The organism is bacterium (genome assembly GCA_030697645.1).
In the GTDB taxonomy this organism is placed as follows: Bacteria; Patescibacteriota; Minisyncoccia; order Phycocordibacterales; family VMGT01; genus JAUYPI01.
Window position 1 is genome coordinate 51,899 of the sequence record JAUYPI010000006.1, and the last position, 23,895, is coordinate 75,793.

Below are 23,895 nucleotides of genomic sequence, written 5' to 3' on the forward strand. Positions count from 1 at the left end.
ATGTGTCACGGCGGGTACATACACGGCAGTACTTGTGTAGGGTAAAGCACGCGTCGTCACGTCGTTGCGTCACGTCGTCACTATTGACGTTCTTTATTTTTTGATTGCTGGTGGGACCGAGGGCGTTCGCTCTCATCGTGTCCTTTATGTAGATACGCTAAAGGACATTGCGGTGTGTCCGATAGAAATCAATCAAAAAAGACGTAAAATTGTATGCACGCAAACCTGACATAAAATAGGCTCGAATGTCCTTTAGAACATGCCTTTCCACCAAACAAAAAATGTTTTCTAACGATGAAAAACGCGGGTTTCTTCATTGACAGCGGTGTCTGGCTCATTAGAGTGTGGTTACTTTCGGATTGCGTCCGCTCCGTAACCTATGACACAGGTAATGACCCAGTACCATCCGATTCTTCGCGCAGCATTACTTGCAGCTAGCGTGGCAGTCCTCGTGTTCGCCATGGGCTTTGCGCTGATACCGCTTGCGGCATCAGCGAATAACGGTGGCATCGTATTTCCGTCCTGCCCAATTCAGGCTGCAGAAAATCGCATCGTTGTCGCGCTCGATCCCAGTCAATTTCTCTATGGCGCGGGAAGCGAGAGTGGGCCGTTTTTGGTCAATATCCCGTCCGGTACCTACGACATTACGCTCGCGTCATTCGATAACCATTCGCAGAAAGGGGGACAGGGGCAGGAATCAGAGCGCTGGCAGCTCAAGCTCCTCGATTCCTCCGGAGTCCTTCTCGGCGTGACTGCGTTGATAAACGACCTCGCTGATGCTGACGATGTTCTTGTCGAGAAAGTGAATGAGGGGTTTATGATTTCGGCGGACGTTGCGAAACTGCGTCCGTTCCATCCAGACGAAGGGAATAGCATCCGCCCGCTCTGCGCCGCGTTTGATCTTGTTTCGGCCGGGACAGGGACTGATACTGGTGGCGGGACAGCCACGAATACTGCTACGACTACCACGACTATTGTTGTTACGAGTACCTCGAGCAGCACCGAGAGCAGCGCAAGCGCTGTTAATAATACTAGCACCGCTGGCGGCAGCAGCTCTGCGAGCTGTGGGGGCTGTGGGGGTATCGGCGGTGGCGGCGTCACGGTTACGCCACTCGTGGTGAGCGAAGAGCAGGCACAGTGGATAGGGAATGTTATCGTCGTTACGTGGAAGACAAATATACCGGCGACGAGCCGTGTTTATTATGGTACACAGAGCGTCGAGCCGCTGCTCCTCGACGAGCACCTGGGCTACGCGACGGGAACCATGCTCGCGACGACAACCGTGACCGAGCACACCGTGGAGATTTTAGAAGCAGACCCAACCAAGACATACTATCTCCGTCCCGCCTCACAGGAGACGCCGGAGCAGAATTTTCGTATCACTGGTAAAGAATTGAGCCTTTTGCCCCCTGTGTCTACTGGGCCCACCGTGGCTCCGGTTGGTGCAGGTAGCGCGACAGGGGTCGAGGCCGCCACTCTGACGAGAGTGCTTATTGAGCGGAGTGGAGCGTCACGCACCTGTAGCGCGTATCTCACGAGCTTCATACGCCCGGGCGCGACGAACAACTACGCGGATGTGGCCAAGCTCCAACTTTTCCTCTGGCAGTATGAGGGATTTAGCGACCTCAGGATTACCGGCGTCTACGATGAGTCTACCCGCCGAGCGGTTGAGACATTTCAGATACGGTATGCAGCTGACGTACTCATTCCTTGGGGTCTGACCTCGCCGACGGGGCATGTCTATCTCACGACGCAAAAAAAGATTAACGAACTCTATTGCAGCCGCGCACTGGGCATCAAAGCTACCTTTGGACTCTCGACGGCAGCAGATGAGGAAATACAGGCCTACCGAGCTGCCCTTCAGGCGGAGCGCAGACGGCAGGGCTCGCCAACGTGGGAGCCTGCGGAGCCGCGCGTCGGGCGTGGAGAGACGCAGGGAGCTATCGGAATTTCTCGTGAACCCGCACCGGAGGAGACGAACCAAGATAAGGTCACGCAAGTTGCCCCAGCCAGAGAGAGCCGTGTGCCGCTCGTCGTGGAAGATGGCGAGGACTCTCAGGATGGCGAGACGACGAGCCCACGACCGAGTCCTTTTGACGGCGCGGCGCTCATCGTCGAGGAAATCGGTGACAAATTCGCGACCGCGACGCGAAACGGCCTTATCGGTGCCCTCTTTGCCGGATTTTCTGGCCCGTCGGCACCGACGTTTCTTGGCATCCTCTCACTTGTCCTTTTGGTTGTCGGCGCCCTGATGCTGGCTCGTTCACTCCGATCCGGCGGGCCGAACGATCCTAATCGAAAGAACACACCGCCTCCGCCCCCGCCCTTCAGTGGTTCTGGCGGTGGTCTGTCCCAGCCGCGCACTTCTTCCTCGTCCTTTGGGGAGGAACGTGGCAAGGCAACGATGCCACCGCCCCCGGTTCAAGTGCGCACCTCCGGCTCGCCGATCACTTCAGGTAGCCCATCCGCTTCGGTGTTCGAGATGCCGCCAGCAAGCGGCGTTCGGGATACCGCTCGCGTCCCTGGCTGGGGGGCCGGCCCGCAGCCTGTCGCCTCACTGCTTCGTGGGAGTGTCGGCGAGACCCTGCGCTCGCCCGTCGTCGGCCCAATTGCTTCTTCAGTGGACAAGACGGATAAGACGGCGCACACTGAAACCGTCCCGTTCCTTTCGCCTCAACCAGTTGCACGCGCCATCTCGTCAACATCTGCTTCGGCGCCGAGCAGCCGCCCACAGCCGCCGCGGTAGCATGCACGGAAACTCCGGAGGCTCTTCACGCGGGTTTATCCATACGAAAAAAGACGACGCCACTCGGGAATGCCGAGTGGCGTTTGAGCTGTCTTTCACATTTCTCACGCTGTATGACTTCCACACGGAAGTCGCGGAGAACTGTTAACACATTACCCGTAATGATCCGGACACCCGGATCGGGATGCGTTTGAGCGATTGGGGCCCAGGCTTGCGCCTGTAGAACTTACAGCGCGAAGGAGACCTGCGGATAACTTGTTCAGCACTCAGTGTTCAACACGTGTTTGGCGCGTTGCGCGGTCTGTCCTAGTCGTCCACAGCGGTTGCGACGAGCGCTCCGTTCGCTGTTGCGTCTACGGGCGAGGACTTTTTTGTACCATTTGTGCCGCGACTTGTGCCACGACGGATGTCAGTGCACTCCGTGCACTCATTGAGATGCTCGAGGATGCGCTCCGTCGTCGCTTTCTTCATCCTGCCGCAGGGCATGGTGGAAATGAACTGCTTCTTGCCACTGATCAAACCGGGGGCTTTCGAAAATGCAGCGGTGTGGCCCCAGACTGCACGGAGGGCTCTGTGGTCCTCAGGAATGTCGACGAGGACGGAGACACAAGAGCGTTGGTTGTTCTCCTCTTGGAGAGCGCTGATTAACTCTCGGCTTTCATCGCGGGCGGCTTTGACCGCAGCCTCGAGTCCATCTTCAGCCTCGTTGAGCTCACCTACCAGCTCGGCTACTCTCTGCACAAACTCCTCTCTTTCCGCTGATAGTCTCGCCGCAACCCTGCTGCGGCGTCGTGCGTACCATAAACATAAAATAGTACCAACGAGCACAAACACAGCCAGCACGATCACCAACTCATGCTCGACTCGTGTCTGTTTCACTCGCGTCGCATCAAGGGTACTTTGGAGCTCCTCTTGCTCAGCAATAGCCTTCTTAATCGCGTCCTCTATCTCTTTTTTCAGCCCATCGATTTCTCCTTGTAATGTCGTGATATTCTTTGCCTGGGAGACGACTTGGTCTGCACGCTGAGTAGCCAGGTCCACGTAAGCATCATGGGCTGCCATAAGCGCCTCAAGATGCTCCGCGTAAGAAGCCTGGTTTATGCCGATGGCCTCTTTGAGATTGATGATGCTTGCCTCCGATTCAGCTAACGCCCGGCGCGTCTCCTCGAGCTCGTCCCGGCGGGCACTGTGGTCTCGGCCCATGTTTTGGAGCTCTGTCTTGAGATCAGCAGCCTTTTGCTCAGCAGTGGTACGTGCCATGTATTCCGTGCTGAGCTCCGTTGTGAGTTCAAGCACCTTGGCGAGTGTTGCGGGTGTGTCGGCGAGCGTGCCTCCACCATCGAGAACCGTAGGCAGGTTGATCGTGTAGTCCGCGCAGATCGTATTGAGATCAGTGATCTGTGGATTTTTCCTCCGCAGTGCAGAGAAATACTGCGCCCCGGTCATTGCTCCGCTGTAGTCTTGCTTAAAACCAGACACGGTGTCACCGCGAGTAATGGTGCGCGGTTTCCAGATGTTGGGAACGCCGGCGATCACTTCTGTACGCATCTCATCCGTGAGCGGTGGGGCATTGCGCGCGCCACCACAGGACACGCGATTGGCGGTACTGTCGCCGTTCTCGATGCGTGCGGGGTTCGCTTGTACGAGCGTTCTTGAGATTACGCTTGGTTGAGGCACCCTAGTCTCAAACACCCGCGTGGCCACCTCCTCATCAAGAAATGCCACTGTCTGCGTTTGCGCCGCGATATGCGGCACTGCCACCATGAGAGTGAATCCGAGGACCGCCATCACCGCTAGCATACTTTTCGCACTTTCCATCGTCTCCCCTCCTCGTTTTGTTGGGAACGCATGTCGCGTTCGTTGTTTTCGCCCCGTTTCGATTAAATCAAGGAACAACCCGGGGCTTCTTCGACCCGTCCATGCCCGGTCTATGCACGATATTTCCGAGGTGCACCTTACATCCTTCTAGACCGTATGTCAAGTGACAAGACTGCAGTAATTATGGTATCCATATTTTGGTTCCGGTGTCACAGTGAAATGATTGTTGCGCCGGTTGTTCATTGAGAGTTTGGTTGTATACGTAACTCGGACACTTCACAGGGAGACAGATTATGCAAATTCGTCACACGATCGTTGTACTCTCGCTCTACGGCGCTCTCGGTGCTCTTGCTATCTCGAGCGCCTCTGCCGGCGAGCAGGGGCCATTCGGTGCCTTCAAAAGCCGTATCCGGCCTGATGCAAGCGAGCATGTGGTGCGGCAAGGGTATCTCGTGCTTGAGGAAAAAAATCGCCGAGGCGGTTTTGGTCCTGCGGAGGTCAATGTCCAGCAAAACCACTGGGGAGCCAATAATACGTGGAACGACAATCGCGGTTCCGCGATGAGTTCGAGCACTGTGGTGGGCAACCTCGACAGTATGAGCGTGAGTGGCACCGGGGACGGCTTCATACTCGAAGTTGTTGATGGAGCAACGACCCAGGGGAATAAGGATGTCCAGCAGGAAAGCGGCGTGACGACATCAGTTGGCGGTGATGCGTCTGGCACGCAGAGTCAGCAGCGGGCAGGCGCGCACGACAAGAAATGGAAATGACGGCTTTGGGAAGGAGACGACGTGAATAGAACTCCGTGCCTCTTAGGGGTTTGGATGTTACTTTTCTTCGCGGGCTGCTCGGCCGTCGCACCGTTTTCGGAGGAGCTCGCGAAAGTGCAGGGCCCGCCGGTGCGGCCTTTGGTCGCAGGTAATGAGGTACCACAGGCAACCGCAGAGAATCCGACGCCAGCAAACGATTGGAAGCCGCGCGATTCGATAGTGGCGGGGCTTCTCTGTCTCAGTAAAAAGTTTGAAGGGCTTTACGCGAGTGGTGTGCCCCAATCAATTTTTACTGTGGGTGACATTGCCGACAACACACATACGGTCAAATACACAGAGGAGGGAACGGGTAAATTTCTTGCGAGCTCTCTCAACCGTGTCGTCGCAGACGCCGTGAAGTTTGCAGGCGTTGCATACCGTAACTGGCTCGACCTCTCGCTCGTGCGACAGCAATATGAATTCGCGCAGCGCGGATTGTTGCGGGATTCCTACGCCATCGTCGCTGACGAACAAGGGCGGAAGAAGGCAGTCCACCAAGGCGGTCGGCCGGTCGCACAGTTTGAGCCGGTCGACTATTTTTTCTCCGGCGGGATCGAGATGATTAATTTCAGTGGCGGCGCGTATATTGAAGCAGGGGTTGCGGCATCGACGGCGGGTTACCAACAGTACCGCTTCGATTTTTATTCAACGCTCGAGCTGGTACGCGCGAGCGACGGCGCTCCCGTTGGATTTATCCCGCAGATTAAGGAGGTAGTTGCTGAGGAGGTTCGTGCCGGATTTGCGCGATTTTTCGGCATTTGGCTGCCCATCGTGAGCGCGGGCTATAAGCGCCACGAGAGTCTCGTTGAGGTGCAGCGCGTGGTCTTCTACTACGGCGTCTATGTGTTGCTCTCGCGCGGTTATTCCATTACGGGCTGTGACCAGTTGCTTGACCCACATGTCGTCGCGTTGCTTGGGCCGACGGATCGTGTCACGATTGCACCGATTCGGTTGGATGATGGTTCGCCCGGACCCGGTAGTATCCAGGTTTCGAAGCGAATCAACAAAGCGGATGCCGTCGTCACCACACCTGCCGTCGCTACAAAATCCGTACCACCTGATCAAAATGCTGTTCTCGTCCGATACGGGGCCGAGATTGCGGCGCTTGATCTTCGCGTCGCGAGCCTCGAGCACACGCGCGCGCCGATCGTCACCTCCGCGGAGGAAGCCGCCGCGACCCTTGCGGTTCGCGGCGCACGGACGATCGACATCCCCGTGCCGTTTCTTGAGGGGAAGGGAGACTGTTGCGGCGCGATCCAGCTCAAACAGGTGCTGATCGCACGAGTCTTAGTCCAGGGCGGTCTCTACGAGGTGACGGGGGCGACGAGTTTTGTCTGTCCAAAGAAGGCCTCGGAGGGGTTGCGCGGGCGGTTGCTCAAAGGTCGTCTCGACGTCGTTGTTGCGGCGCTTGCGAGCGACAAGATTCCGAGTAAGCCAGTTGTCGTCCTTGAGTCAGGCGGCGGCGTGGACTCTCTACGGAATGGCCGCAGGTTAGGTACCCCCGCCCAGCATGACGCGCTCTACCAGAGCGCCGAGTGGCACGATAAAGGGGTGACATTTATCCACCTCAAACGAAAGGAGGCCGTGGCGAAACAATAAGTCGGAGCAATACGCAAGGTAATTGGTTGGTAGGGAGTTAGATCAGGAAAACAGTTTTCATGGCAAGGAGTTGGTTATGTTTAGGAAGATGTTTGTTGCGGTGGCAGTTGTGACGCTGGTGTTTGGTGTATTCGGGACGAGTGTGATCGTGTTTGCGGACGACGATTGGGACGGCCTCAACTTGTCGGACATCGTTGAGACCATCGTCGACGGGGCTGGGGGCCCAACCAGCGTTGTCATAAACACTCACTCAGAGCAGCTCGGCGAGATTTATATCCGCGAAGGCGATTTTGAGGACATCACGACCTCCAATGTCGTTTTCGGAGCCTTGCTGCTGCAGGCTCTTGATTGTGACGGTTGTCCGGAGGCCGGCTCGAGCCTAGTTTTTAACGGCTGGAGCAAGCAGAGCGCGCTCACCGTGATTGAGCACGCATCGACCGGGGCGATCGACGTCAGCAGTGTCGTGGCAGGGGCGGCAAAAATTGTTACCGTCCCAACTCCATCACCGTAACGATGGTCAAGGGCTAAGCGCGATCCTAGCGCATATGAGGCCAACCCTGCAGGGGTTGGCCTCGTTTTTTTGCCCGCGCTGTATGTGAAAAAGTTTATAAAGACACCCCGAGAACGAAACAAGTAGCGAGTCCGGTTCTTAATTGCTCGAGGTCTTTTGGGTAAGTCGGCTGCAGGTACGGGCACCCTTTGGTGGAATCAAATTTTAATGATCTGCAGCCGATGATAGAAAGACGGCGGGGAAGGCTGAGATGGTCTTTAGTAGAAAAGAGATTTAGTGTTGCATCCCCCGCCGCCGTATTTTGAAGGCCATTTTGGTGTATTCATCCTCTAGTAAAGTAGTAGGCTAGTTTCCAAAATGGCCTAAAGCGGAAAGAACTGGGCTATGGGCTAGAAGACAGCAGCAATGGATCGAGAAAAGAGGACTAGTGGACCAGTGCCCTAGAAATCATGGCTGCTGTCTCTTGTAGACATACTTGAACATATTTTTTCTTTTGTCAATTGACAAAATTCTCACTAGATGATAATAAAATCCAGCCAGGTTGTCTCGAACCTTTACAGGCCTCAACCTGCTCCCTGGCGGCAGGAAGGCACCTTTCACTATTTTGGAGGAACCGCAATGGGTGACCGAAAGATTTGGGCGCTTGGGTACGCGACAAGCCACGGGATGCGGATCATCTCAAACCAGGGAGACAAGCTCTCCCTCAAGGTCGCGCGGTACGGCAATATGTATATGCCGGACGACGATGAGTTCGAGGAGAAGTTTTTACCGCTTCTCGGCAGGGACGATATCGTACTCTCTTCGTGCAGCTCGAACACTGACTACCACTCGAGTATCTTCGCGCGGTGCCGCCTCGACTGGGTTCCGGGGAACGCGCTCACGCATGCATTCGGCACCAAGGTAGTCAGGCCGGAGCAGCTCTTAGAGCTCCATGCGAAAGATCCCGGGTGTTTCTATGAGTACTTACCGACGGATCAAGGGATAGGGGAGCTTCGCTACCTTGTTTTTGACTGGCTCAATATCGGGAAGCAAGTGGTGCGGGATGGCAATTCACTTTCGCATTCACTCCGCCGGCTCGCTCGACTCCGTCACTACTTCCGGCCGGATATTTCCGACTGGGCGAAGCGCTTCGCGAAGCTCGTGGTTCGCCGTTTCAAGCAGCGCCTCAAGACGTGGGGCGGTATTGAAATCGGACGTGAGGAAGGCAGGGTGGTGGAAGATCGTGTGATCGCAAAATCTACAGAGCTCTATGAGCGTTACTTCGGCGCTCAAGGCAAAGAGGCCAATGCCGCGCGACTCGAGTTCATCAAGGACCGTTTTGACTATTTCGGCATCCAGGATCTTTCCGACCACACCGAAGCAGAAGTTGAGCGACGCCTAAAGACGCTTCCTGAATATAAACTCTTTGACGGGCTTATCGGGGAAGCGCCGCGGACACGCGCGCTCGTGCTCACCTACTTGCGGAATCCTTTGCTGTACCCGAATGCCGCAGCGCTCGTGGGATATTCAGGGCTGGTGACTAAGAACGGGCAGGCGGTCCAACGTCGCCGTGGGGAACTCTCGCGCGGTAATCCATCCTTCCGTCAGGCGCTCGTGTTTGATTTCGCTGATAAGTACGCGAACATTGACCCTATTGGGGTATTTAAGGGGGTCTACTACGCATACAAGGCCCATCAATACAGCGCGTATTGGCCGCTCATCACCCTTACCCAGGATATATTTGCCCATTTTAATCTGGGCGGAAACTCCGATGAGGATGAGGTTGACGAGAGGGAGCAGGAGGCGGCTCTTGAAGAAGCGCTCACGGGGAGCCGTCCGAATGTGATCCGCGAGTTCAGTAACCGCCTGTGGATGATGGCGGACGACCTCCTGATGGTGCAGAAGAACCCGGCGATCCAGGACGCGCTGCTTGCGCTCATGGAAGATCCGGAGAATCCGAAACGCCTCTGGCATATTCTGGCTCGCGGAAATGTCAAGGGGTATGGGTTAGGGCTTAACCTCCAGATGCCGCGCTTGCGCGTGGAAAACCAGGCAAAGCGTATGATGGGCACCGTGCTCGTCGTAGCAGTGTACTATCGGTGGCTTAAACTCCTTGGTGCGCCATTGCCCCTGTGCAATGACCGCATCTATATGGGGCAGTATCGGTATGCGACTGGGGATCCGAAGGCGAAGCCCTCTGACTATGACCCCACGATCGTCACGCGTTTCTACAAGATGCGCGCAGAGGAAATCCGTGCTGCAAATGGTGTGGTATTTCCCCCGGACGTCGCGCTCAAGCTCGTGTTGCCGGAAGAGCGGCCCGTGTATCTTATGAAAGCGGATGATGAATTCTTCTGCGCGAGCCTCGCCGGCATTACGCCTCCGGAGCGGGGGAAAGAGTTTGACCGCCTGCTTGGAACTCATGCCAGCGTTGAGCATCTTTCTACCCGCATGGCGCGCCTTGAGGAGCGGCACGTCGAACGGCTCTTGAAAGGCGTTCCGGCAGAAACGAGAAAGGTTATGCAGGAATTACTTTTGCCCGCAGCGCGCGGTGCGCTCGCGGCGAGGTAGGTGTGAGGTGCAGGTCTGTTCTTATTAACTTCACCGTTCACTAGATCGGGGCTTCTACAGACCTGTACCTTCCCGATAGAGTGCGAAGGCGGCGCGGATACTCCTGACTATGGCATTGATTCACTACCAGCAGTTTTCTCAAACCAGAATTGGTTTTCACTAAACAGGGCGTCCGAGAAAACTGCGCGTCCGCGCGATGTGACCGAAACTACCTCGTCGATCCACTATCAGGTGACTCATGGGCACATCGCGTAGATTAAAAGACGTCCGACGTCTAAGTGGCTTAGACGTCGGACGTCTAAAACATCGCGCATACTGTTCTTTCCACATTTTTATAGTGTCGTGCGGATTGATTACTTGGTTAATTCACTAATACCCTTTTTATCCGCACGGCGCTTACCATAAGGCGGCAGCAGCTGACTAGTCATCAAATTTACTACTGTTCCAATAGCTTCTGCCGCTCTCTATAAAAGGCTTCGAGCTTACCAAGTGAGGGTTTCGCTATGGACCCACTACGCTCGAGGCCTTTTTTCTATGCCAAAAAATTTGACGCCAAGCATTTTTTGTTATAGCTTCCAAGCAGAATTCTAGGCATCTTTGACAACACAATACGTAAAGTTATTACTGAAAAACAATACAGAAAAGAGGGGATAGACCAATGTACAAAGCCACGCACCGCGATGCGCTTGAGATGGTTGCTGATTTTCCGGAAGGGCAGGAGAAGCGACGCCTTGTGCGGTACTTTGTCGAAACCGGACAGCTTACCGACGATGATCTTGCGTTCATGATGCGCCACGAGATGGAAAAACGCGTGGCCGAGTGCGCGGAAACCTTGAGCAACAATCACCTCGCGTACTTCCTGTGGGAGCGACTGCAAGCATATCCTGAACGGCTTGCCCGCGCGCTTGCGCAGTTGTTTCCGGACGTATTCTACACGTACGGGTATGCGTACCGGATGATTTTCAAGCTCCGTGCGAACCTCGGACCGGTCGTCATACCGCCGATACAGCCGAACGCCGATTACAATCCGTCGGTGTTTATGGCAGAGCTGCCGGAATCAGTGAAAGCTGATCTCCTTGAGCTCCACTGGGAATGTGTTTTCCGCGACTATCTCTACTGTATGAGCAGGGAAGAAGCAGTCGGGTTTGCGCTCCTTGATGAAGCGATCCTCTCTGCCGAAACGGACTACGATCGCGCACTCTATGAGCGTGTCAGAGACTACTGCAAAACGTTGCGCGACATGACCTTCCCTCAATGCATGAGCGAACTGAACGGCTCGCCGTTCCCGTCATTCCACGTGCGGTGGTGGATTGATTATGTAAAGGACAAACCGCGCGTGCTCAATATGAGCGACACCGGGACGCAGAAAACCGCGTTCGCCACGGTTGCGATGGATTTTTATGGCGCGCGCAAAGTGTTGGTGGTCTGCACCGCAAACGGCCGCAGGCATTGGGGCGATGAAATCGAAGGGTATTTTCGCGTTTCTAAAGATCGGGTGTTTGTGATAGAAAGCGCCCGAGACGCAGCGGATGCTCGAACAGCTGATGCGCAGTTTATAGTGGTGGCATATTCGACGCTCATCCACGAAGGCGTGGTTGCTGCGCTCACGGATATTCCGTTCGATTCGTTTATCTGGGATGAATGGACCTACGGGAAGCGCTTGACAGGCACCGCACGGGCCGAGCGCGCGCTTGCCTGCTCGCGGCTTCTCGAAGAGATTCCTCTCAAGCGCGTGATGGCGCTCTCGGCCACGCCGTTTGAGAACCATCCCCGCGAACTTGCCGTGGTCGCGTCCATGCTCCACGGTGAGACCTTCAAAACACCGGAGGAGTTTCTTGCGGCGCGTCCGGAAGATCCGCGGTTTCTCCGCGAGCTCATGGGCGATCTCGTCTTTGGCATTGAGCTCCGCGAAGTGAAAGACTTGCCGGATATCACCCCGGAGCCGTGGAAAGATCTCTTCGGCGCTACTCTGATCCCGCTCTCCCCACCGCACCGCGAGCTCTATGAATTTGTGCGCGAGGACGATACCGCGCGCCTGCGGTCCGGAAACAAAGCTGATCGGCTGCTCCAGGCAGCAGTGCATCCGCACACGCTTCGTGAGCACTATTCCTGGCCAGAGCACTTCGACGGATATTTCGAAAATCCGGAGCTTTCCACAAAGCTTCTCTGGCTTAAAGAGCGGCTAACGCGAGAGCTCGCCCTAGGCGCGAAAATCGTCGTCGGTACGGGCATTCATGTCGCGGGAATTACGAGGGAGCTTCCACTCGAGGATAGCGATATCCTGTGGGTCGGCGGCATTCTCCGCGAATGGTTTGGCGAGCGTTGTGTGCTTTGTCTTGACGGTTCTGTGCCGCTCACCGGTGCGCGTGGCAGGCAAAGCGCGCGCACCGCACTCATCGAACGCTGGCGGAGCGACCCGGACGCACGGATTCTTCTCATATCCATGCGCGCGTGCCCGGATACGATCAATCTGACCGTCCCCGCGCTTCCCGGCATCCGGAAGCTTTTTATCACCGCGCTCTCTTTCGGCTGGAAGCCGTGGAAGCAATTTCTCGGCAGATTCTTCCGGGAAGGGCAGGGTGTTCCGGTTTCCTACGAAGTACCGGTACTCGATGGTACGATTGATATGAGTCTGCTGCGGCTCCTCCGCGAAAAATGGGAAGCGCTTGAGCTTTTCCTTGCGCATGTGCCGCTCACCGAGGAGGAGCGTACGCTTTTCAGTAAAAAGGAGAGTCTGCACCGGCTGATTGAAGAAAACCGATCATCGCTTGAATATGTGAACGTGATCGGCGCGATGATGCTCGGCCGTGGTGAGACAGGAGCGCGAGCGCGGCTCACCGAGGAGTTTTTTCCCGGTATGACGAATGCCGCTCTCTATGCGCGGTCGTTTGAGGCGTCGCGCGAGTATAACACGTCCGGCCACATCACCCGATTTATCGTTGAGGTGGTCCGGAAGCTTGAAGCGGATGGTCTTGTTGAACTAGAGCGGATTCTCGATGCCGGGTGCGGGCCGCTCACCCTTGAACGCTCACTCGCCGCTCCGGTGTACGGCGTTGATCTGAACGCTGCGATGATCGAGACAGGACGGAGTGCGTCTCTTCATGCGGGGGAAAATGCCCGCGTGGGAGCGCTCTCGGAGATGCCTGCAGAGTGGACGCACCTCTTTGAGCTCACGGTTTGTTCGCTTGTGCTTGATTGGAGCAGCGTCGCAGAGCGGACGAAGATTCTCGGCGAGCTCGTGCGGGTAACGCATCCGCACGGGAGGATACTGCTCACCCTGACGCGCACTCAACTGACCGAGGCACTTCTCCATGCGTGGACCGAGGCGCTTCAGGAAATGGACTGTGTGGTTATAGAAGAGCTCACCGGTCTGGTGCGCGCTCTCGATGGCTCAAACGCCGCGAAGGAGCGGTTCCAGTTTTGGTCCATCTGCTTTTCGCCGAATGGCAGGCCATTTAGAGCGCAAAACCCCGACGCGTTCCGCCTTGCTTTTGAGGTAGAGCGGTCGAAAATACGACGTGGGGATGAGAATGGAAATAGTGGGCACCACGAAAAGGAGGTTTTAGAACATCGGGGTGTCGTGTATCGGGAGTTTGAAGTGGTGCAGCGCTCCGGCGTGGCGCTCCAAGCTGAGCGCGCAGGAGAGCTCGCGGCGGCGCATGAGGTAGGGCGCGCGATAGCAGCGCCTGATCTCGGTGGATGGAAATTCCACCGCACTCCGGCGAATCTCCACTGGCGCGTACTGCAAGAGCTTGTTGCGCGCGGCCTTGTGGACGTCGGCGGGGTGTGATACGGTGGGTGCGGATTTGCCACTGCGTGTAAAATTACTAACTATTCTGTTCACTAACCGGCGAGTGTTTTTTTCACGCAGTGGTTTGGGATTGGCCACCACATACAAAATTACTATGGGCTTGTTCCACTAAGGATGCCAGCTAATTTGCATGTGGTGGTCTTTGAGTGGTGCGCGGGTTGGACATTATTATAGTTGCGATTCGCTAGGCACGATTTGAGTCCCACATGCGCACAAGAAGAAGAGAAGAAGAGGAGTTGCGCGGAGCGGCTGACTAACCTGGCAGTCCATTATACCATGGCTTATGCCGTCTTCGCGCACCGTTCTGGAACAGCGGGTGGCTTCTATAATCATGATTCACTAAATTGCCGTTTTGCCGCCCAGTTTCGAGAACGTCACATGGGGAGCAGGAGGCAGCTGCTTAATCCAGGTCTTCACTATGTCCCCGATTTGCTGCCTCTTACTCCTTTCCCATACCGGCTGCGGGTGAATGCTACGGGTTTATTTTACTAAGTTGGGTCTCTCGCCCGCAGCCGGATTCGTTCCTTAATATTCCGGCGCTGTAAACACTTAACCAGAGTCCGAGTCCACTAATCGGCAGCTTTTGTGTTTGCAGCGTCGGATTCACTTTGAAGGGATGTCGGGATCTATGCTATTGCTCTTTTTCGCTAATGGAGAGCTTAAGCATTTCGGCATCTCTTGAAATGGCACTGCGGCGGAATTACTATAAGCTGGTTTCTCTAGATATGGCTTTTCCTCGCCGCAGTGCCTGTAAATAAAGTTTCTGTCCCAGCTCGAGGTGCGGTCAGTGGTGCTATAGGTGGAGTCCACTACTAAACGAATACTCACTGGCCGCATTTTTTGTGTTTTGTTGCAGAGGTGTGGCGGGCAATAAAATAGAGCAGATGTTCACTACATTATCGTTCTGCTGCTCGTCACACTTCTTGCGTTGGAGTGTTTTCCTGAAGGGAGGAAAGAATGTCTGAAAAGAGGATTTATTCAGTAAGTATCTTCGCACATAATACCGGTGAGGTTGCAAAAAATCTTATCGGTATGACCATGGTGGTGGGGAAGCTCGATGCCGTGATACTCGAAGCAAAGGGGTACTCGCGGAGTGATAACGAAAAGGACGGCCTGTACCGCCCGCTCCTTGACATGAATCCCGGCGAGGTTTTTATACCACCACGTCGGCGCGGTGTGAGCTTGATCCTCATTGCGACGCATGACCGCGGCAGGCCCGGCGGGTGTGTGCTCATCCGTGCAGGAGAGATTAACGGCGCGGTGTTTGACGGCCCGGGGAAGCTCTCTCGTGCGCTTGGGATTAACATGCCTGCAGAGGGAACGACTGAGTGGCTCGATGAAGACCGTTTCCGTCTTGTGCTGCGCGGCGTGACGCTTGTGCCGGAGCTCAAACCAGCGCGACACAAGAAGCGCGAACTCTCTGAGGCAAATGGCAATGGTATCGGCAAGGAAACGATCCGTAAGCATATCCAGCAAATCGCTCGGCGCTACCTCAAAGAGCGGCCCGCGGGTGTCGACTTCGCAGATTATATCAATGCGCTCTCGGCCCAGTGCATGAGCGCAAAAGAGTTCGCGTCAATGCTGCGACGGTAGGGGGGCAGACGCATGGATGCATCGGTTACCAGCCACGTTCACTAACCATTGCTTAGGGTGCATCCATGCGCTCGGACATAACGCGAAAGCATGCCCTTACTAAAAAACGGCTCCACTAAAAAGGGCATCTCGGTATGCTTTCGCTAAAGTGATGAGATGCGGCTTTACAACTACATTCGGCGTTCGCTATAAGCCTGATTTCCAAAGCCGCATCTCTTGGTTCAATACTGATTTGCGGGGGTAGCGTCACTATCGCGTCGTTTCGTTACGCTGTCGTTTAGCTCTACCCATCGCATTCGTCTCGTGGGAAGGCGGAATACTACAAGACCACTCCACTACCCTGCACGTTATCCGCTTTCCCACTGTTACTTTAGGAGGTCTCAACATGTCGGACATGTTGACGAATCAACTGTTTGAGTTGTATGGGGCATGGAAGCAACAACAGAAAACATCCAAGACGACATCCCCGCAGAGCTTCCGGTGGTATGTCATGACACACGCGCAACTGCTGTACCGACAGCTCCAGCTTGATCCACCCATTCTTGCCTCACTTCCGAAGCAAATCCAGCGCGACTGGCGCGGCGAAAGAAGGCAGACGATTGGCCCAAAAGTGCTCAAAGAGTACGGATCTCTTATTCTCCATCTCTATCTCGCGGAGAGCGAGAAGGGCACTTGCCAGGGCACGCTTGAGGACTTCGTTAACACGGTGGTCCTCGGAGAATGCGAAACGAAGGAGGACTTACAAGCCTTCCTCAAAAAGTTCTTTCTAGACAAATTTTCACCCTAACGCCGCTGTCTCTTTTCTGAGACAGCGGCGGGTTTGTATCTAAAATTGGAGTGTGTGCCATTTGCGACGACGATCTCCAGTGTAAGTAGGATTTATGCGTGTGCATATTTTTTGCCTTACCCCCAAACGTATAAGTCCTGGCCCTTACTTCCGTCATAATAACTATGCGGCCGCATGGTTATTATGACGGAGTGACGGAGGACGTTGGTTATGCCGTTAGTTTTTTAGTTTTCGTAACGTGGCACAGTACCGTGTGGTACAGTACTGTAATGGGCACAGTTACCACGCACACGACTAGGAATAATCCGTTTACTATATTACTCCACGAGGCAGGGAGGGACGATGTCGCGCTCGTCGGGGGGAAGAATGCCGCGCTCGGGGAAATGCTCAGGGCGCTTGTGCCGCACGGGATACGCGTGCCGGGCGGGTTCGTGGTCACTGTCGCTGCATACCAGCATTTTGTCGAGAGCGCGAACCTCTCGAGGGTGATCGCGCATGAGCTCGAGGGTCTTAATACGCAGAACGTTGCCGATCTCGCGGAGCGCGGAGCGAGGATCCGCGAGGCGATCCAAGGGGCGGCATTTCCGGCTGAGCTCGAGCAGGAGATTTGCGATCGCTACCGAGAGATGAAGGGCGAGTACGGAAGAGTTGTAGACGTTGCTGTACGTTCTTCCGCGACGACGGAAGACCTCCCGGGCGCATCATTCGCAGGGCAGATGGAGACTTTTCTCCACGTGGTCGGGGAGAGCGCACTGCTCTCTGCGATTAAGAACTGCTTTGCATCGCTTTTCACTGACCGCGCCATTTCATACCGCTCTGACAGAGGATTTAGACATACGGATGCTGCGCTGTCGGTCGGCGTGCAAAGAATGGTGCGCAGTGATTTGGCGACGAGCGGTGTGATGTTTACCATTGACACCGAGTCCGGCTTTGACAAGGTCGTTCTGATCAACGGGTCATACGGCCTGGGAGAGTTTATTGTGCAGGGTTCTGTTATCCCCGACGAATGGATCGTGTTTAAGCCAGCGCTTGAGAAAGGCGTATCGGGAATCATCGGCCGCAGAGTGGGCGAAAAGGCCACTAAGATGGTGTATGCGGGGGCTACGACAGAGAGCGTACCGGTAGCGGAGAGCGATCGACGCCGATTTTGTATGACGGACGAAGAGATTAGAGAGCTTGCGCTCTGGGGCGTTGCCATCGAGAAGCATTTTTCGGAGCGAGCAGGAGAGTACCAACCGATGGATATCGAGTGGGCGAAAGACGGGGAGACAGGCGAGCTCTTTATTGTGCAGGCGCGGCCGGAGACAGTGCATGCAACAAAAGAGGGAAATGTGTACGTGGAGTTTCGTTTGCTTGAGAAGAGGGGGGAGCCTGTTGTGCACGGCATTGCCGTTGGTACGCGTATTGCTACTGGTCCAGCGAGGGTAATTCCTGACGCCAAAGACATACATATGTTCAAGCGGGGCGAGGTGCTGGTGACAGGCACAACGGACCCGGACTGGGAGCCGGTGATGAAGATCGCTGCGGCTATCGTCACCGATAAGGGTGGGCGTACCAGCCATGCCGCGATTGTCTCCCGCGAGCTCAGTATACCCTGCATCGTGGGAGCGAGGGACGCGACGACGTTCCTCAAAAACGGGGAGCAGGTGACGGTTGATTGCTCTGAAGGGGACGACGGGTTTGTCTATCGTGGCGCTCTCCAGTTTGAGGAAGTCGTGCATCGTCTCGAGAGCGTGCCCGAGACGCGTACGAAGGTGATGCTTAACATTGGCTCGCCGGATGAGGCTCTTCGTCATCACCGGCTTCCGGTAAAGGGCGTCGGGCTTGGCCGTATAGAATTTATCATTGCCGGGCATATCAAGATACACCCGAATGCGTTGATTAATTACGCTCGACTTGTCGCCGATACTTCTGATACGCGCACACGTGAGATTGTACGCATGATAGACGAGCTTACCGCGAGGTATGCCGATAAAAAACAGTATTATGTCGACAAGCTTGCAGAGGGCATCGCGAAGATCGGCGCGGCATTCTGGCCGCATGAGGTTATTATTCGCTTTTCTGATTTCAAGACCAATGAATACCGCACTCTGATCGGCGGCGAGCTTTTTGAACCGCAGGAATCGAATCCAATGCTCGGCTGGCGTGGTGCCTCGCGTTACTACCATGAGAATTTTAGAGACGCGTTTGGGCTTGAGTGCGCGGCTTTGCTCAAGGTACGTTCGGAGATGGGGCTTCAGAATATAGTGCCGATGGTGCCGTTTTGCCGGACGCCGGAGGAGGGGAGGAAGGTCGTCTCTCTCATGGAGGAGTTTGGGTTGAGCAGAACGAGCGACCCGTCTCTGAAGATATATGTGATGTGTGAAATCCCCTCAAACGTGATCCAGGCGGATGCGTTTCTTGATATCTTCGACGGCATGTCTATCGGCTCCAATGATCTCACGCAGCTCACGCTCGGTCTTGACCGCGATGCGGGAGGACTCGCCTATATTGGGAACGAGAATAATGAGGCGGTGCGACAGCTCATAGAGCAGGCGATTGGGGCATGTCGTCGGCGCAACAAGTACGTTGGCATCTGCGGGCAAGCGCCGTCTGATTATCCAGACTTCGCCGCTTTTTTGGTGCGGCTCGGCATAGAGAGCATATCTTTGAATCCCGATACCGTTATTAAAACGCTTTCCGTGATCGCTCGAGCGGAGCGGGGTCGTGGGGGCAAAACGAACTCTATCTTATATCGTATGTGGAACAATCAATAAGTCAATGGGTTGCGAGAATGGTTGTGAGAAGACTCTCGATGGGGTGCGCACAACATTTCTGTTTTGAATGCCGAGGGTTCTCTGTAACATCCACATGAGGTGGCCATAAAACCTCTGGCTATCCCCTTGTCACTGCTGGTGTATTCTTTCTTGAATTAGTGCCCCTCAAAAAGATGATTGACACTACCCTCCCTGAGGTGTACCGTGCGGCCCTCTCTAACGAATCGCCGCACCGTGCATGCCTGGTAGTACACTGACACGCTGAAACGCTATTGCAGAGCGCACCTCGATGATTTCTAAAAGGGACGGGTGCGCTTTTGTGTTGGGTGGTTCTGTTCTATAATGAAGTACAACCGTTTGTTTTTATGAGCTTTAGACAAGAACTATACATTATGCGGCACAAGGTTATTATCACCACCATCAGCTTTCTGATCCTTGTTGTGGTAGTAGGACTGATTTTTGTTCTTGTTAAATCATATGCAAACCCTGTCCGGCCAGTAGAACAAACTCCTATGACTGATGGATTTGGCAAACCACAGCCTCAAACTGACGATGAGTCCAATCAACAAACGGCGCTTAATGTAGGAGCAGATGGTACTGCTAGAGTCATCGGCACCGTATTGAAAAATAATCACGCTTGTACACGTGATGGAAGTTGTTATCTACAACTACGAGTGCGTGATCAGGAAGTTTTGGTTGAGTATAGCCCAGGTAGAGGCTCTCTCTGCCCAAACATTAAAGCAAGAAGGCAAGGATTCGGTATTAAGGAAGGTCAAAAAGCTGAGGTTCATGGAGCTTACAGCGGGGGGAAGGGCAATCAACATTTTATTTCCACCTGTTCCTCTGAAGCTTTTTATATCCTTCCTCTTCCTTAATTGCTGTTATTCGCCAAAGATTGACCGTTGGCTACAGGGGTTGTGATATACTACCTCTAGGAGCGGAGAGGTATTTTTTGGCGCCGACTACCTTTAAATATGGAGGCCACACAAAGTTCAAACCTCGGTACCGTACAGTCGCACCACTATCATTTAAGTGGGAGGCAGGTCGCTATAGTTGTGGGGATTGCGGTGCTGATCGCGACAGCGGGAATTGGTGGATATGTTTTTTTAAAAAATTCATTACCGCAGCCACCCCAATTACCGATTATTCGTCTGTGGCATAACGGGGTTGTTTATGATGGCGTTGAGGGTTCCTATTGCTGGCCAACTCAAGAATCTTCCGCGGACGGGGAGTTTTTGAACCTCTGTGTTGACCGAGTATTTGGAGGCCCGGAAACGAGTATTCGTGTTCCTTCAGGAGACACTATGTCGATTGATGTTCAGGCATACGCGCCAGCCGAAAAGGTATGGGTGACTTTGTTTCAGGAGTCTGGTGAGCGGCTGAGCGATATACCTGTTACTGTCGGAGAAACAGTATCGACCTTCGTCCTTGATACATCACCAGGCACATACGTTGTTCTCGTTAGTGGCGCATGGTCTGATGACAAATTCGCCGGAGATATTAATTATTCCTTTACTGTCCAAGTTGTTGGTGGCACTAACAACGAGATCAATGTTGACACATCAGGCTGGCAAACCTACCGCAATGAGGAGTTTGAATTTGAGGTGAAGTATCCTGGAGGGTGGTTTAACACGCGCAACCTCATTGAGGATATTAGGGAAGAAAAACTTTTTGAATTTTCGAGTGAGAAAAATTTTACCGTAGACGCCATTACGTTACAGATAGTTCGTTCAGAAAGCATACAGAGTAAGAATTTATTCGTGGATCTTCAAAATTTAAAACCTGGAGAAACTTTTGAACAGGACCTTGTCGTATACACCAAAATTGAGGACCTCAATATCGGAGGATTTTTAGCCATTCGCCATACCGCAGACAGAAGTTCAATACCATACATAGCACTGCCTATACGGAGCGAAATCCTTTTGAAAAGAGACGGGACCACTTTTCTCTTTGTGTTTGTTGGTTCGCCAGAAATTTTTGAACATCAGAAAATCGTTTTCGATCAAATTCTCTCAACCTTCCGATTTCTTGAGCCGAGCAGGAAGGCTTTTCCGTTGGAGTAAGCATGACACTTATGAAAATCTACTTTGGTTCCGACCACGCCGGGTTTGAGCTCAAAAACAAGCTCGTTGTTTTTGTGCGCGACGAGCTCGGCTACAAAGTCGAGGACTGCGGCGCGCACGAGTTCAATCCCGATGATGATTATCCGGATTTTATCGCTCCGGTAGCGGAGCGTGTGAGTACCGAGCCGGAGACGACGCGCGGCATCGTGCTCGGTGGCTCGGGGCAGGGGGAGGCGATGGTAGCCAATAAGTTCCGCGGCGTGCGGGCGGTGGTGTATTACGGCGAGCCGTGCGCGGCTGCCATGAGTAAAAAAAGTATTTCTCCAGAGCATTCGATCATCACGCTCTCACGTACGCACAACGATGCGAACGTCCTCGCGCTCGGCGCGCGGTTTTTAGACGAAGCGACGACACTGGAAGCTGTGAAGGCGTGGCTCGAGACGCCGTTTGGCGGCGAGGAAAGGCACACGAGGCGGTTACTGAAAATGTCAATGATTGGAACAGAAAACACACCGACCGCCAAATAGGCGGTCGGTGTGGTGTGGTCATTATACCAAAAAGTTCGGACTTACTTCTATTGTTTCCAATTTGTCAAAAAGATTTTCGTTTCCTGTCAAAAACCCATCCGCCGGATGGGTCAAAAATCTTTTTGCTCCCGAAACCAAAGAAATCAAGGCGGTTGACGATATTTCATTTTCTGTAAACGGCCTAAAACGGTGGAAAAACGCGACAATTTGGCCATTGGGAAGGCGACAACGTCGTGTATAACCGACATCGCCGTGCGCTCTCTACCACCGCTGAGAGAAAGACGCGGAAGGTGATGATTTTCAGGCCGCGCGATCTCACGGCACAGGCGAAGGCGCGGGCAACGATTCGTCGGTACCGCGCGCTTCCTTTCGCAGCGCGACGAACGATGACCTACGACAATGGACTCGAAGCCGCCGCTCACGAGACCGTTACTGCCGCCATTGGCATGAAATTCTACTTTTACCAAAACCTACTCGTCTTGGCAGAGAGGCACCAATGAAAACAGAAACGGACTCGTGAGATTCTATCTGCCGCGCACCGTGGACCTCGATACCATATCAGGCAGGCAGATTAAACATGTCGAGAATCTGATCAATAGCCGTCCGATGAGGTGTTTGAGGTACCGGACACCGAATGAAGCGTATGAGTATGAAATGAACAAATTACGTCAACGGTCGTTGCGTCAAAACAGTAAAAATTTTTATCCACAGGTTGCACTTGTAAATTGAATACGGGATAAACTAAAATAAATCGTATGTCCTTAAAAAACGGCTTCGCACAACTTCCGATCATTATTATCATCGGCATCGTAATTCTTGGTGCGGGATTTGTGGTGGTACGCAAAAATTTTCGCATGCCTCGGCTGATACTTCCCGTAGAGAAGCCAGGCCTTCCGATTCCGCAGCCAGCTCCGCTACCTTCTCCATCTCCTTCGCCGTCGCCGACGCCCTCTCCGTCACCCAGCCCTGCACCCACCCCATCTCCGCCGCCTCCCGGTTCCCAACCACCTTCGCCATCGCCGACACCTAACCCCGTTCCCGCCGGGAGCCTTAATGCGCAAAGCGCGAAAGGAATTTTTGCGCTCGACAGCGTCAAGGGGACGTACCGCGATAATGGTATTCGAAGCTATGATTTTGTAGCCGGATATGCCTGGCGTATGGGCTGGTATAATTTTGAGTCCTCAAAGGGCGTGTACGATTTCGCAGCGCTGGATCACATTTTGGGGAAGCTTAACCCTCTCGGGAAAAAGCTTTCTCTGAATATGCTCTCTTCAAACAAAACCGAGCCGGCCTATATCACGGCAGAATCCGGGGTAACCACATGGACATTCACGGATCAAAATACCCGTCATGAGGATTATGGCAAACCCCAGGTAAAGCCGGTCCCATGGGATTCATATCTGCAATCGCGATTCAGCATATTCGCCGAAAAACTTGCGAATTACCAGTCGCCGAATCCAGCAGGAGGCACAATCGCACTTCGTGATAACCCGGCATTAGCTCAAATCATTGTAACCATTCCCGGTCTTGGCTCCATCCGCGAAGGACCGGGGGGCGCAGCAACGCCAGAACTCTCAACGATGCCTGGGTATAGCCGTCAAGTTTTCATTGACGCTATCCTTGCCGCCCTCCGGGCGATTGCTCGAAATTTCCCTCAAAAACCGATTTCAGTTCCTTTTTTTCATGTGACCGACACTACGACATCGCCGTCGCTGGATCAGACGATCCACGATGCTATTCAAGCGGAATTTGATGGAGTAAAAAATCCGAAAGTCGGATATTTCCAAGAAAACCTGTCGGCCCTAAATACGACCGGAAGCATTCTTTGTTCGCCCGACGGGTCTCGCGATCCTTTGAAGCTTGCAACAGGGAAAACGTGGCTCGCATTCCAAATGTTGCAATCGTGGGTAACTCCGTTTGCCAATCCGTCAAAAAACGCGGGTACAATACCCACAGATGCCATCAGCTGTGGAAACAGTCTCATGGGGATCACGTACTTTGAAGTGTATGTGCCGGATCTCGATAACGCCGCGTGGCACGCATCGTTTCGTGATTGGGCCGCGAAGTTAAAGTAGTTACGAATTGTTCAGTAATGGGATTTCCACGCAATCTAACATCGTTGATTTTCCACACAAGAATTGCGAGCATTTCCGTTACAGTTCCACAGAGTGCAATTGTTGCAGCATAGTCGCCCAAGCAATAATACTTCTTTGCGCTTCGCAAAGGTTTAGTAATTCTTTCAAAAATTTCTTTGGTATGCGGAACAATCGCCGCGTGCGATTCTTCAGTTGTCGCCTCCATATATCTTTCCAAAATTTGCTCGGA

At 53.9% G+C, this 23,895-nt stretch carries 15 protein-coding genes; 14 read left to right on the forward strand and 1 reads right to left on the reverse strand.

What is annotated here, in order from left to right; all coding sequences use genetic code 11:
- Positions 1–379 precede the first annotated feature (379 nt).
- Positions 380–2,746, forward strand: coding sequence for a peptidoglycan-binding domain-containing protein (locus Q8R39_01565; GenBank protein ID MDP3735097.1), 2,367 nt, complete (start codon positions 380–382; stop codon positions 2,744–2,746).
- A gap of 306 nt (positions 2,747–3,052) precedes the next feature.
- Here Q8R39_01565 and Q8R39_01570 read toward each other — a convergent pair whose 3' ends face one another.
- Positions 3,053–4,546: a hypothetical protein gene (locus Q8R39_01570; protein MDP3735098.1), complete on the reverse strand. Its 1,494-nt coding sequence runs from the start codon at positions 4,544–4,546 to the stop codon at positions 3,053–3,055.
- A 311-nt stretch (positions 4,547–4,857) separates the two neighbouring features.
- Between Q8R39_01570 and Q8R39_01575 the strand changes: the two genes are divergently transcribed.
- From Q8R39_01575 to Q8R39_01635, 13 genes are all read left to right on the forward strand, one after another.
- Positions 4,858–5,334, forward strand: coding sequence for a hypothetical protein (locus Q8R39_01575; protein ID MDP3735099.1), 477 nt, complete (start codon positions 4,858–4,860; stop codon positions 5,332–5,334).
- Positions 5,335–5,388: 54 nt separating this feature from the next.
- Complete coding sequence (locus Q8R39_01580) at positions 5,389–6,972, forward strand: hypothetical protein (protein MDP3735100.1); 1,584 nt, start codon at positions 5,389–5,391, stop codon at positions 6,970–6,972.
- 76 nt (positions 6,973–7,048) lie between these two features.
- On the forward strand, positions 7,049–7,483 hold the full coding sequence (locus Q8R39_01585; protein ID MDP3735101.1) for a hypothetical protein: 435 nt from the start codon (positions 7,049–7,051) through the stop codon (positions 7,481–7,483).
- A gap of 618 nt (positions 7,484–8,101) precedes the next feature.
- Positions 8,102–10,033 (forward strand): hypothetical protein, encoded by a 1,932-nt coding sequence (locus Q8R39_01590; protein MDP3735102.1) that lies wholly within the window; start codon positions 8,102–8,104, stop codon positions 10,031–10,033.
- Positions 10,034–10,691: 658 nt separating this feature from the next.
- On the forward strand, positions 10,692–13,823 hold the full coding sequence (locus tag Q8R39_01595) for a methyltransferase domain-containing protein (protein MDP3735103.1): 3,132 nt from the start codon (positions 10,692–10,694) through the stop codon (positions 13,821–13,823).
- 978 nt (positions 13,824–14,801) lie between these two features.
- Entirely contained in the window at positions 14,802–15,437 is a 636-nt protein-coding gene (locus tag Q8R39_01600) for a DNA-3-methyladenine glycosylase (GenBank protein MDP3735104.1), read from the forward strand.
- 394 nt (positions 15,438–15,831) lie between these two features.
- Positions 15,832–16,224, forward strand: coding sequence for a hypothetical protein (locus Q8R39_01605; GenBank protein MDP3735105.1), 393 nt, complete (start codon positions 15,832–15,834; stop codon positions 16,222–16,224).
- Positions 16,225–16,493: 269 nt separating this feature from the next.
- Positions 16,494–18,980, forward strand: a complete 2,487-nt coding sequence (gene ppsA, locus Q8R39_01610; protein ID MDP3735106.1) for a phosphoenolpyruvate synthase — start codon at positions 16,494–16,496, stop codon at positions 18,978–18,980.
- 326 nt (positions 18,981–19,306) lie between these two features.
- Entirely contained in the window at positions 19,307–19,855 is a 549-nt protein-coding gene (locus Q8R39_01615; protein MDP3735107.1) for a hypothetical protein, read from the forward strand.
- Between the two features lie 99 nt (positions 19,856–19,954).
- Positions 19,955–21,043 (forward strand): hypothetical protein, encoded by a 1,089-nt coding sequence (locus Q8R39_01620; GenBank protein MDP3735108.1) that lies wholly within the window; start codon positions 19,955–19,957, stop codon positions 21,041–21,043.
- An 11-nt stretch (positions 21,044–21,054) separates the two neighbouring features.
- Positions 21,055–21,570 (forward strand): RpiB/LacA/LacB family sugar-phosphate isomerase, encoded by a 516-nt coding sequence (locus Q8R39_01625; protein ID MDP3735109.1) that lies wholly within the window; start codon positions 21,055–21,057, stop codon positions 21,568–21,570.
- Positions 21,571–21,803: 233 nt separating this feature from the next.
- Positions 21,804–22,070 (forward strand): hypothetical protein, encoded by a 267-nt coding sequence (locus Q8R39_01630; protein MDP3735110.1) that lies wholly within the window; start codon positions 21,804–21,806, stop codon positions 22,068–22,070.
- A 255-nt stretch (positions 22,071–22,325) separates the two neighbouring features.
- Positions 22,326–23,645 (forward strand): hypothetical protein, encoded by a 1,320-nt coding sequence (locus Q8R39_01635; GenBank protein MDP3735111.1) that lies wholly within the window; start codon positions 22,326–22,328, stop codon positions 23,643–23,645.
- Positions 23,646–23,895 lie beyond the last annotated feature (250 nt).